This window comes from Methylobacterium sp. NMS14P (genome assembly GCF_028583545.1).
In the GTDB taxonomy this organism is placed as follows: Bacteria; Pseudomonadota; Alphaproteobacteria; order Rhizobiales; family Beijerinckiaceae; genus Methylobacterium.
On the sequence record NZ_CP087106.1, the window covers coordinates 2,483,967 to 2,495,711 of the forward strand.

Annotated in this window: 11 protein-coding genes; 4 read left to right on the plus strand and 7 right to left on the minus strand. The window is 72.1% G+C overall.

The genetic code is table 11. From position 1 onward, the window contains the following. Positions 1 to 101: 101 nt before the first annotated feature. The 7 genes from LOK46_RS11765 to LOK46_RS11795 all read right to left on the minus strand — a co-directional run bounded on the left by LOK46_RS11765 (position 102) and on the right by LOK46_RS11795 (position 7,231). A complete protein-coding gene (locus LOK46_RS11765) occupies positions 102 to 560 on the minus strand; it encodes a type II toxin-antitoxin system RatA family toxin (RefSeq protein WP_273563941.1) in 459 nt (152 codons plus the stop codon). 15 nt (positions 561 to 575) lie between these two features. Next, entirely contained in the window at positions 576 to 1,559 is a 984-nt protein-coding gene (lipA, locus tag LOK46_RS11770) for a lipoyl synthase (protein WP_273563942.1), read from the minus strand. 134 nt (positions 1,560 to 1,693) lie between these two features. Further along, positions 1,694 to 2,425, minus strand: coding sequence for an MIP/aquaporin family protein (locus tag LOK46_RS11775; RefSeq protein ID WP_273563943.1), 732 nt, complete (start codon positions 2,423 to 2,425; stop codon positions 1,694 to 1,696). Between the two features lie 293 nt (positions 2,426 to 2,718). Continuing rightward, on the minus strand, positions 2,719 to 4,224 hold the full coding sequence (glpK, locus tag LOK46_RS11780; protein ID WP_273563944.1) for a glycerol kinase GlpK: 1,506 nt from the start codon (positions 4,222 to 4,224) through the stop codon (positions 2,719 to 2,721). Between the two features lie 55 nt (positions 4,225 to 4,279). After that, positions 4,280 to 5,812, minus strand: coding sequence for a glycerol-3-phosphate dehydrogenase (gene glpD / locus LOK46_RS11785; protein WP_273563945.1), 1,533 nt, complete (start codon positions 5,810 to 5,812; stop codon positions 4,280 to 4,282). Between the two features lie 84 nt (positions 5,813 to 5,896). Then, positions 5,897 to 6,718 carry a DeoR/GlpR family DNA-binding transcription regulator gene (locus LOK46_RS11790; RefSeq protein WP_273563946.1) on the minus strand — a complete coding sequence of 274 codons (822 nt, stop codon included), beginning with the start codon at positions 6,716 to 6,718 and terminating at the stop codon, positions 5,897 to 5,899. 270 nt (positions 6,719 to 6,988) lie between these two features. Beyond that, positions 6,989 to 7,231: a hypothetical protein gene (locus tag LOK46_RS11795; protein WP_273563947.1), complete on the minus strand. Its 243-nt coding sequence runs from the start codon at positions 7,229 to 7,231 to the stop codon at positions 6,989 to 6,991. Positions 7,232 to 7,437: 206 nt separating this feature from the next. Between LOK46_RS11795 and LOK46_RS11800 the strand changes: the two genes are divergently transcribed. From LOK46_RS11800 to LOK46_RS11815, 4 genes are read left to right on the plus strand one after another with little or no spacing between them, the layout of a single operon-like run. Then, positions 7,438 to 7,932, plus strand: coding sequence for a chemotaxis protein CheW (locus LOK46_RS11800; RefSeq protein WP_273563948.1), 495 nt, complete (start codon positions 7,438 to 7,440; stop codon positions 7,930 to 7,932). 7 nt (positions 7,933 to 7,939) lie between these two features. Then, positions 7,940 to 9,460, plus strand: a complete 1,521-nt coding sequence (locus LOK46_RS11805) for a CheR family methyltransferase (protein WP_273563949.1) — start codon at positions 7,940 to 7,942, stop codon at positions 9,458 to 9,460. Further along, positions 9,460 to 10,032 (plus strand): chemotaxis protein CheW, encoded by a 573-nt coding sequence (locus LOK46_RS11810; RefSeq protein WP_273563950.1) that lies wholly within the window; start codon positions 9,460 to 9,462, stop codon positions 10,030 to 10,032. The genes LOK46_RS11805 and LOK46_RS11810 overlap by 1 nt, the downstream gene beginning before the upstream one ends. Before the next feature lie 36 nt (positions 10,033 to 10,068). Then, positions 10,069 to 11,742, plus strand: a complete 1,674-nt coding sequence (locus LOK46_RS11815) for a methyl-accepting chemotaxis protein (RefSeq protein WP_273563951.1) — start codon at positions 10,069 to 10,071, stop codon at positions 11,740 to 11,742. The last annotated feature ends 3 nt before the right edge of the window (positions 11,743 to 11,745 follow it).

Sequence of the window (11,745 nt, forward strand, 5' to 3'; positions counted from 1 at the left end):
GCGCGCCGTCTCTGCGAGCGCAGCGAAGCGATCCAGGGCAACGACACATTCGGAGGCGTCCCGCTTCCCTGGGTCGCCTCGCTGCGGTCGCGATGACGCGGCTACGCCCGCGCCCCGTACATCCGGTTCGCCCGGCCCTCGAAGGCATCGGTGAACTTGCGGAAGGCGCGGTCGAACATCGTGCCCATGAGGAGCCCCAGGGTGCGGCTCTTGAACTCGTAGGTGATGAAGAAGTCGACGTTGCAGCCGCCGTCGGGACTGTCCTTGAACAGCCAGCGGTTCTCCAGGTGCCGGAACGGGCCGTCGATGTACTCGGCGACGATCTTGAGGTTCGCCGGATCGAGGGTGACGCGGGTGGTGAAGCGCTCGCGGATCGCCTTGTAGCCCACGCCCATCTCGGCGATCAGGACTTGCCCGCCCTCGGGCATGTCCTGCCGGCGGATCACCCGCAGGGATTCGCAGAGCGGCAGGAACTCGGGATAGCGCTCCACGTCGGCGACGAGGTCGTACATCTGCTGCGGCGTGTGCTTCACCGCGCGGGTGACCCGGAAGGACGGCATGGTCTTCGGATATCCTCAGGCCGAGAGCGCGGGCGACAGTTTGGCCAGACGCGCCGTCTGCAAACGCGCGAAATCCTCGCCCGCATGGTGCGACGAGCGCGTGAGCGGCGTGGCCGAGACCAGCAGGAAGCCCTTGGCGTAGGCGGTGGTCTCGTAGGCCTTGAACTCGTCGGGGGGGACGAAGCGCACGACCTCGTGGTGCTTCTTCGACGGCTGCAGGTACTGGCCGATCGTCAGGAAGTCGACGTCGGCCGAGCGCAGGTCGTCCATGAGCTGGAGCACCTCGTTCCGCTCCTCGCCGAGCCCGACCATGATGCCGGACTTGGTGAAGATCGTCGGGTCGAGCTCCTTCACCCGCTGCAGCAGCCGCACCGAGTGGAAGTAGCGGGCCCCGGGCCGCACCGTGAGGTACTTGGCCGGCACGGTCTCCAGGTTGTGGTTGAACACGTCGGGCTTGGCGGCGACCACGACCTCGAGGGCCCCGTCCTTGCGCAGGAAATCGGGCGTCAGAATCTCGACCGTCGTGCCGGGACTCGCCCGCCGGATGGCCGCGATGGTGCGGGCGAAGTGCTGGGCGCCGCCGTCCTTCAGGTCGTCCCGGTCCACCGAGGTGATCACCACGTGGTGCAGGCCGAGCTTGGCCACCGAATCGGCGATCTTGTCCGGCTCGCCCAGGTCGAGGGCGTCGGGCAGGCCGGTGCGCACGTTGCAGAAGGCGCAGGCCCGCGTGCAGGTGTCGCCCATGATCATGAAGGTGGCGTGCCGCTTCTCCCAGCACTCGCCGATATTCGGGCAGCCCGCCTCCTCGCAGACCGTGACGAGCCCGTGCTCGCGCACGATCTTCTGCGTCTCGGACCAGGCCCTGGAGCCGGGCGCCTTCACGCGGATCCAGTCCGGCTTCTTGGCCTGGACGGGCTGGTCGGGCCGGTGCGCCTTCTCGGGGTGGCGCAGGCGGACCGGCCGCGGATCGTTCTTCAGGGTGTCGAGGACGACGGCCATGGGTCGGGGGCACACCGCGGGGAAGCGCCCCAGGGGCGCGGTCGGGATCGCCCTGACTTAAGGCCCAAGGCCGCGCGCCGCAAACCGCCGCGACGCCGGGCCGCCCCGCGGCGGTTGAGGGTGCGGCCGTTCCGTCAGATCCCGAGGGCCCGGACGAACAGCCCGGCCAGCACCGCCCCGACCAGGGGCGCGGCCACCGGGATCAGCGCGTAGCCCCAGTCGGAGCTGCCCTTGCCGGCGATCGGCAGCACCGCGTGGGCCACGCGCGGCCCGAGGTCGCGGGCCGGGTTGATGGCGTAGCCGGTGGTCCCGCCGAGGGACAGGCCGATGCCCCAGACCAGCATGCCGACCATGTAGGGCGCGACGGCCCGCGGGATCGCGCCGGCCGTGCCCAGCGTGGTGGTCACGAGGGCGGAGATCGTCAGGATCAGGAAGAAGGTCGCGATGATCTCGGAGAGCCAGTTGGCCTTCGCGTCCCGGATCGCCGGGCCGGTGCAGAAGCAGGCGAGCTTGAGGCCGGGATCCTGGGTCGCGCCCCAGTGCGGCAGGTAGTGGAGCCAGACGATCACGGCGCCCACGAAGGCGCCGAGCATCTGGGCCGGGATGTAGACGGGGATCTTGCTGAAATCGCCGGAGCTGACCGCGCCCGCCACGGTGACGGCCGGGTTGATGTGGGCGTCGGCGCTGCCGGTGGCGTTGGCCACGAAGACGCCCGCGAGGACCGCGAAGGCCCAGCCCGCCGTGATGGCGATCCAGCCGGCATTCTCGCCCTTGGAATGCTTGAGCAGGGCGCCGGCCACGACGCCGTCGCCGAGCACGATCAAGGTCATGGTGCCCAGGAATTCGCCCAGGAAGGGTGATGTCATGGTGTCGTCTCCCCCGTTCGCTGCTTTTTTGTGAGCGCTGAAAGCTTGTGCGAGCGTGTGATCGCCGGAGGCGGTCACCGATGCTTGTGCGGATCCTATCCGCCTGCCTCATCCTGAGGTGCCGGCGTGCGGCGGGGGCCTCGAAGGCGGCCTTCGGGGATCGCGCGGCCGGCTGGACCCCGCCTTCGAGGGCCGCCTCGCGGTCACCTCAGGATGCGGGCGCGGATGGGATCGAACGGGCCAGGACGGGCCCGGGCCCGCACGCCGCGCGGGCGGACCCGACGGTCCTCCGCTCAATCCTCGTCGGTCTTCCAGTCGAAGGAGCGCTGCACCGCCCGGCTCCAGGCGGCGGCGATCTTCTCGCGCTGCCCGGCATCCATCTTCGGCGTCCAGCGCTTGTCGACGCCCCAGTTGCGCTTGAGGTCGTCGAGGCCCTTCCAGTAGCCGACCGCCAGACCGGCCGCGTAGGCGGCGCCGAGCGCGGTCGTCTCGGCCACCTTCGGGCGCACCACCGGCACGTCGAGCAGGTCGGACTGGAACTGCATGAGCGTGGTGTTGGCGACCATGCCGCCGTCGGCCCGCAGCTCCTTAACGGGGATGCCGGAATCCTTGGCCATGGCCTGCAGCACCTCGCGGGTCTGGAAGGCGGTCGCCTCCAGCACCGAGCGGGCGATGTGGCCGCGGTTGACGTAGCGGGTCAGGCCGATGATCAGGCCGCGGGCGCCCTCGTTCCAGTGCGGCGCGTAGAGGCCCGAGAAGGCCGGCACGAAGTAGACGCCGCCGTTGTCCTCGACCGTCGTGGCGAGCGTCTCGACCTCGGCGGAATCCTTGATCATGTGCAGGTTGTCGCGCAGCCACTGCACCAGGGCGCCGGTGATGGCGATCGAGCCCTCCAGCGCGTAGGCCGGCTTCTGGCCGTCGAGGCGGTAGGCCAGCGTGGTGACGAGGCCGGCCTTCGACGGGACCGGCTCCTCGCCGGTGTTCATCAGCGCGAAGCAGCCGGTGCCGTAGGTGTTCTTGGCCTCGCCGGGGCTGAAGCAGGTCTGGCCGAACAGCGCTGCCTGCTGGTCGCCCAGGATGCCGGCGATCGGCACGCCCGCGAACGGCGCCCTGGTCTCGCCGTAGACCTCGCTCGACGAGACGATCTTCGGCAGCATCGCCCGCGGGATGCCGAAGGTCGTCAGCATGCCGTCGTCCCAGTCGAGGGTCTTCAGCGACATGAGCTGCGTGCGGCTGGCGTTGGTCACGTCGGTGACGTGGAGGCCGCCCGCGGTGCCGCCGGTCAGGTTCCAGACGAGCCACGTGTCGATGTTGCCGAACAGCACGTCGCCGGCCTCGGCCTTCTCGCGGGCGCCCTCGACGTGGTCGAGCAGCCAGCGGAGCTTGAGACCCGAGAAATAGCTCGCCAGCGGCAGCCCGGTGAGGTCGCGGAACCGGTCGCGGCCGCCGTCGCGGGCGAACTCGCCCACCAGCCGGTCGTTGCGGGTGTCCTGCCAGACCAGGGCGTTGTGCAGGGGCTTGCCGGTCGTCCGGTCCCAGATCAGCGTGGTCTCGCGCTGGTTGGTGATGCCGACCGCCGCGAGATCGGAGGGCTGGAGCCCGCCCTTCTCGAGCGCCTCGCGCATCACGCCCTGCGTCTTCGTCCAGATCTCCGTGGCGTCGTGCTCGACATGGCCGGGGGCCGGGTAGATCTGCGCGTGCTCGGCCTGGGCGAGCGCGATGACGCTGCCCTCCCGGTCGAACACGATGAAGCGGCTGCTGGTTGTGCCCTGGTCGATGGCCCCGACGTAACGGCTCATCGTTCCCTCCCCTATCAGGCCCGACCGGTCTGCCGCCGGATCGGGTTCGAAAACGTCAGGCGGCCTCGGCCCTGCGGTCGAGGTAGGCGGTGAGGCGCGCGGCGCTCTCGGCGCCGGTGCGCAGGCCGAGCTTGGAGCGCCGCCACAGGATGTCGTCGGCGATCACCGCCCACTCCTCGGTGCGCAGGTAGTCGACCTCGGCCGCCGTGAGGCCGCCGTCGAAGGCTTCGCCGAGATCCGCCATGGACTGCGCCGTCCCGACGATGTCCCGGGCCCGGGTGCCGTAGGCGCGCGCGAGGCGGCGGGCGGTCTCCTCCGGCAGGAACGGCGTCTCGGCCCTCAGCTTGGCGAGGAACTGGTCGAAATCGGCGTCCTTCATGGCACCGCCGGGCAGGACCGCGTCGCCGGTCCACGCCTTCTTGAGGTGCGGGAAGTAGGGCTTCAGCTTCTCGAGCGCGTGCTCGGCGAGCCGCCGGTAGGTCGTGATCTTGCCGCCGAAGACCGACAGCACCGCCGCCGTCCCGCCCTGGTCCTCCACGTCGAGGACGTAGTCGCGGGTCACGGCCGACGCGTTCTCCGCCGCGTCGTCGTAGAGCGGGCGCACGCCCGAGTAGCTCCAGACCACGTCGGCCGGGGTGATCGTGGTGTCGAAGGAGCGGTTGATGCAGCCGCAGAGGTAGTCGGTCTCGCTCTCGGAGATCGAGACCGGGCCGGGCTCGCCCTCGTAGGGCACGTCGGTGGTGCCGATCAGCGTGAAGTCGCGCTCGTACGGGATCGCGAAGATGATGCGCTTGTCGGGCTGCTGCAGGATGTAGGCCTGATCGCCCGCGAACAGGCGCTTGACCACGATGTGGCTGCCCTTGATCAGCCGCACCGCCGCGCGGCTGTTGATGCCGAGCGCGCCGCCGAGCGTCTCGCTGACCCAGGGGCCGGCGGCGTTGACGACGGCCTTCGCGTGGATCGTCCGCTCGGTCCCGCCGCGCTCGTCCCGCAGGGTCGCGACCCAGCCGTCACCCTCGCGCCGGGCCGAGACCACGCCGGTGCGGGTGAGCACCGTGGCGCCGCGCTCGCGGGCGTCCATGGCGTTGAGCACGACGAGACGGCTGTCCTCGACCCAGCAATCGGAATAGACGAAGCCGCGCGTCAGCCGCTCCTGCAGCGGCGCGCCGTAGGCGGAGCTGCGCAGGTCGACGCCCTCGGAGCCGGGCAGCGTCCGCAGCCGGGCGAGGTGGTCGTAGAGGAACAGGCCGAGCCGCAGCATCCAGGCCGGCCGCAGGCCCTCGTCGTGGGGCAGGACGAAGCGCAGGGGCCAGATCACGTGCGGGGCGAGCCGCAGCAGCCGCTCGCGCTCGGCGAGCGCCTCCCGCACGAGGCGGAACTCGTAATACTCGAGGTAGCGCAGTCCGCCGTGGATCAGCTTCGTCGAGGACGAGGAGGTGAAGCCGGCCAAGTCCCCGCGCTCGGCCAGCAGGACGGACAGACCCCGGCCGGCCGCGTCCCGGGCGATGCCCGTGCCGTTGATGCCGCCGCCGATGATTAGGAGATCGTAGGCGTCGGACGGCTCGCGCTGGCGCGGTGCTGCCGCCATGGTTCCTCCGGGGCCGCCTTGGTGGCGGTTCGGCACTATATTGACGCGGGCCTCGGCGTTCGCAAGCGAAAAAATCGATGTTCGTTAGGGTTCGGCCACGTTGTCGGCGACCGCCAGGGTCACGCCCTGCCGCTCCATGAGCGCGACGATCTCGGCCGGCGGCGGCCGGTCCGTGAAGAAGGTGTCGACCTGCTCCAGGCGGCCGACCTGGACCATCGGACGGCGGGTGAACTTGGTGTGGTCCGCCACCAGGAAGGTCTTCCGGGCATGGGCCAGGATCGTCTGCGTCGCCCGCACCTCCTCGTAATCGTAGTCGAGGAGCGCCCCGTCGCCGTCGATGCCGCTGATGCCGATCACCGCCACGTCGACCCGGAACTGGCTGAGCGTGTCGCAGGTGAGCTGCCCCAGCACCGCGCCGTCGCGGTTCCGCACGGTCCCGCCCGCCACGACGATGCGGAACTCGGTCGTCTCGGCCAGGGAGATCGCCACGTTGAGGTTGTTGGTGATGATGCTGAGGTCGTCGTGCCGGGTCAGCTCGCGGGCGACGGCCTCCGGCGTCGTGCCGATGTTGATGAAGACCGAGCAGTGCGACGGGATGCGGCTCGCCGCGAGGCGGCCGATCCGGCTCTTCTCCGGCAGCAGGGTCACCCGCCGGTCGGCGTAGTCGATGTTCTCGACGCTGGATGGCAGGCCGCCGCCGCCGCGGTAGCGTTCCAGCCGCCCCTCGGCGCTCAGCTCGTTGAGGTCGCGGCGGATGGTCTGGACGGTGACGCCGAACTGCGCCGCCAGGGCCTCGATCGTCACGAAGCCGCGCTGGCGAACCGAGGCGACGATGGCGCTGCGCCGCCCCTCGACACCGGTCGCCTCGATCCTGTCGTCGGATCTCCGGTCGATCGGTCGTGACATCGATGCTCCCTCGCCTTCCGTGAGGCCACCGCGCCGCTGTACTGATGACCGAGCGATGTTCGTTTGCGAACATTCCCGACCGCCGCGGCTTTCGCGCGAGCTTGGACCGCGCCGCGTCGTCCCGCAACCGGCAGCCGGACTGCATTATGCTTCAGAGGCGCGCACGGCCGCCGCTTCGCCCGGGAGCAGGCACGAAAAAGGCCTGCCGCGGGTGCGACAGGCCGAGCCACCCGGGCGACGCCGCCTGCGGCGCGCCCCGGTGCCTGCCACTCACATGTGGTGGCGCATCCGGCGATGATGCTTAATGCGCTTGTGCTTCATGCGCTTGCGCATCGTCGGACGCGCGGCCGGAGCGGCACCCTGCTCCATCGCGGCCGCCTCGCCGGCGCGCTCCAGGCCGCCGCGCGGGCCGCCGGCCTGAGCGCCAGAGGCGTTGTAGGGTGAGTTACCCTGGGCGTAGGCGGAGCCCGCGAGGAGCGTCAGCGACGCGGCGGCCAACAGAAGTTTCCTCATCGTCAATCCCTGGCGTAGACCGGCGCAGGCAAAGCACCGCGCCTCGTCAGGCGCGTTGCCGCTGCGTCGGAAAATAAGCGGCTCAGACGAGACTTGGTTCCGCGTCATCGCGCCCGTGCGGCGCACAATTGCCGGCAGCGTTAACTCGGCCTATGTCGCGACCCGTCCCGGCCCGGCCGCGACCGAGCAACAGGGAGCGGGTGGCGGTGGCCAGCAGCGGTTCGGCCTATCTCCTGCTGGATGTCGCCGGCACGGCCTGCGCCCTGCCCCGCGGCGCGGTGGCCGAGATCCTGCCGCTCCCGGACCTGCACGCGCCGCCCGCTTCCGGCGGCTGGCTCACCGGCTTCCTCAATCTCGGCGGCACGCCGGTCCCCGTGGTCGACCTCGCGGCCCTGCTCGGCCTGCGCCCGGCCTTCGCGACGCCCGGTCTCTACGCCCATCTCGTGCTGATGCAGGGCGCCACCGTCGCGTATCTCGTCGATCGCGCGGCCGACCTCACGATCGTCCCGGATTCCGCGATCCGGCAGGCCGAGGCGGCCGACACGCTCAACGGCTGCGTCGCCGCCGAGCTGGTCCTCGGCGAGCGCCTCGTCCACGCGCTGGCGCCGGAGCGCCTCCTGACCGTGCAGGAACGGGTCCGCGTCGACGCCCTGGCGCGGGCCGCCGCTGAACGTCTGGCCGCGCTGCCGCACGCCGTCTGACCGCACGATGGCCCGTCCGGGGAATCCCCGTCCCGACCTGGGTGTCGATGCCGCCTACGCGCCGCTCAAGGCGCGGATCATCGCGCGCACCGGCCACCACTACTACACCGACAAGGACGAGCTGCTGATCGAGCGGCTGCACCGCCGGTTCCGCGCCGCCGCCGTGGCCGACTGCGCCGCCTACGCGGCCCTCCTGTCGAGCGGGGCGGAGGGCGAGGCGGAATGGGCCCGGCTGGAGGCCGAGATCACCGTCGGCGAGACGTTCTTCTTCCGCTACGCCGAGCAGTTCAACGCGCTGCGCGCGACGATCCTCCCGGCACTGATCGCCGCGCGGGCGTCCGAGCGCGTCCTCCGGATCTGGAGCGCGGGCTGCTCCACCGGGGCCGAGCCCTATTCCCTGGCGATCCTGGTGCACGAACTGCTCGGCGACGCCCTGCCCGACTGGCGGGTCGCGATCCTCGGCACAGACATCAGCGTCGAGGCACTCGCCACGGCCCGCGCCGCCGAGTACGGCCGCTGGGCCCTCCGGACCATGCCGCCCGAGGACCGGCTCCGCTACTTCACCCGGCTGCCGGTCGCGCCGGGCATCCGGCGCGAGGGCGGCTACGCCCTCCGTCCGGAATACCGCGGTTCGGTCCGGTTCGAGCGCGGCAACCTGCTGACCCTCGTCGAGCCGGGGCCGCCGCAGGGCGAGCCCTTCGACCTGATCCTCTGCCGGAACGTGCTGATCTACTTCGATGCCCGGACGGTCGCCGCGGTGGTGCGCGGTCTCGGCCGCAGGCTGCGGCCGGAGGGGTGGCTGCTCCTCGGCCACGCCGAGCCGAGCCCCGCCTTCGCGAGCTTCCTCGACGCGGTCAGCCTGCCCGGGACCGTGGCCTATCGCCCGCGCGCGGAGGCACCGCCGGCCGGCCCGCCCGGCATGCCGGCGCCGGATCCCGCTCCTCCGGCCCGCCAGGTGGCGGCGGCGCCCGCGCCGGATCCCGGCCCCGGCCAGTCCGGGGCCGCAGGAGCCGACACCGCGGCCGTTCCCGCCCCGAACCCGGACGCCGCACCCGGGGCCGCGCCGCTTCCCGCCGCGCCCGAGACCCGGGATGACCGGCCGGAAGAGGACGACGCCGTCGATCTCGACCGGATCCGCGCGCTCGCCGATTCCGGCGAGACCGGCGCGGCCTGGCGGGCCCTGCGGGTCGCCCTCGACCGCGACCCGACCGACACGGCCCTGCGCTTCTACGAGGGCCTTCTGGCCCGCACCCTCGGACGCGACGCCGAGGCCGAGCGGGCGCTGCGGGCCGCGCTCTACCTCGACCGCGGTTTCGTGATGGCCCACTACCACCTCGGCCTGCTGCTGATCGCGCTGCGACGGCCGCACGAGGCGGTCCGCGCCCTCGACAACGCCGTCGCCTTGAGTCAAGCCCTCGGGCCGGACACGGCGCTGCCCGAGGGTGACGGCGCCTCCGCGGGCGAGATCGCGGCCAGCGCGGCCGCGGCCCGCGCCGCGCTCGGCGCCGCCGGCAGCAGGAGGTCCTGATGGGGGCACGCCCGAGTGCACAGGACGGCCGTCGACGGACGCGGCCGGAGCGGGACCTGCGCGCGGAGCGCGCCGCCGCCCTTGCCCGGCGCGGTGCCGTCGCGGTCGCGACCGATTCGGGCGTCGATCATCTCGTCTGCGCCTGCGGCGGCGAGCGCTACGGCGTGCCGCTGGCGGCCGTCGCCCAAGTCCTGCCGTCGCGCCCCGCCACGCCGATGCCCGGGGCGGTGCCGGCGCTGGACGGCCTCATCGCCCTGTCCGGTCGGATCGTCGGCGTTCTCAGCCTCGCCAGGGCCCTCGGCCGACCGGATGCCGCGTCCGACGCCGAGGCGGCGGCCGGCCACCTGATCGTGCTGCGCGGCGTCCACGCCCAGCCGCTGGCCCTCGCGGTGGACCGGGTCCTGGGCATCGCCCGGGCCTCCGGCGCGGCCGCCGCGGAGGCGATCGATCCCGATCGCTTGGGCAACGAGGCCGCCTCGGTCTATGCCCCCGGCTCCGGGGCGGCGGGCGACGGCCGTCCCGACTTCGTCGTCATCGACCTCCCCCGCCTCCTGCGCCGCGCGCTGCCCTGACCGGGCCGCCTGCCCCAACCGGAGCCATCCCCGCCCGTGTCGCTCTCGATCGGAAAACGCATCCTTCTCGGCTTCTTCGCCATCACGGTGGTGGTGGTGGCGCTCGGGCTCTACGCCCTGGAGCAGATCGGCGCGGTGCGCGACACGACCGACGCGATCGTCCGGCGGGACATGACGATCCTGCGCCAGCTCGACGATCTCGGGAACGAGGCGCGCGACCTCGGCCTCCTGCGCCGCACCGCCGTGATCGCCATGCTGATGCGGGCCCAGGGGCGCCCGACCCAGGCCGGCGACACCCTGGCGACCTGGCGCCAGACCGCGGCCCAGGTCGAGAACCGGCTCGCCACGACGATCCAGCTCGCCACCCAGTACCGGACGCAGGTCGTGTCCGCCGAGCGCGTCGCGGCCTGGGACCGCATCGCCGCGGCGGCGACCGCGGTCCAGGGCTCGTTCCGCGAGGTCAAGGCGCAGGGCGAGGCGCAGTTCGCCGCCATCGCCCAGCAGGACGTCGCGGCGGTCGAGGCCCGCAACGCGGAGATCGGCCGCCTGCAGGCGCCCTTCCTCGAGGGGATCAAGAACCTCCGGTCCCAGCTCGACGGCGGCATGGCGCTGGGCCAGCGCGCCGCGCAGGAGGTCTACGAGCGCTCGCGCCTCTCGATCTACCTGACCCTGGCGGCCGCGGTGCTGCTGGCGATCCTGATCACGTGGCTGATCAGCCGCGCGGTGGTGCGGCCCCTCGAGACGGTCATGGCCTTCGTCGCCCGCGTCGGCGAGGGCGACCTGTCCGGCCAGCTCGCGGCGGGCGGCCGCGACGAGATCGGCCGTCTGAGTACGACGCTGAACACGATGGTCGCGGGTCTGTCGGACCTGGCGCGGACGAACCGGGCGGCGACGGCGGACCTGAACGCGGCCGCGGCCGAGATCCGCGCCTCGGCGCAGGAGCAGGCGGCCTCGGTCGAGCAGCAGTTCGCGGCCGTGCAGGAGACCGCCGCCACGGTGGACGAGATCACCCACTCGGGCGCGCAGATCTCCAAGCGCGCCACCGAGGTGATCGCCACCGCGCAGGCGACCGCCCAGACCTCGCGCCAGGGCCTGCGCGCGGTCTCCGACACCGCCAAGGCCATGGACGCGATCCGCGAGCAGGCGGAGGCGGTGGCCGGCAACATCGTCAGCCTGTCGGAGAAGACCCAGACGATCGGCGACATCATCGAGACGGTCAACGACATCTCGGAGCGCACGCACCTGCTGGCGCTCAACGCCGCCATCGAGGCGGCCGCGGCCGGGGAGAGCGGGCGCAGCTTCGCGGTGGTGGCCTCGGAGATGAAGCTCCTGGCCGACCAGGCGAAGGCGGCGACCGGTCAGGTGCGGGGGATCCTGGGCGAGATCCAGCGGGGCATCAACACGTCGGTGATGCTGACCGAGGAGGCGGTCAAGCGCGCGGCGGCCGGCAAGACGCGCTCGGACACGACGCAGCGCACGATCGAGGAGATCACCGCGCGGGTGGAGGAGAACGTGCAGACGTTCCAGCAGATCGTGGCCTCGACCAACCAGCAGCAGCTGGGCATCGAGCAGGTGATGGGGGCGTTGCAGAACATCCGCCAGGCCAGCCAGCAGACCGCTGCCGGCACGCGGCAGGTCGAGGCCGCCTCCGCCAACCTCACCGAACTCGCCCAGGCCCTCATGGCCCTGGCCGAGCGATACCGGCACTGAGGC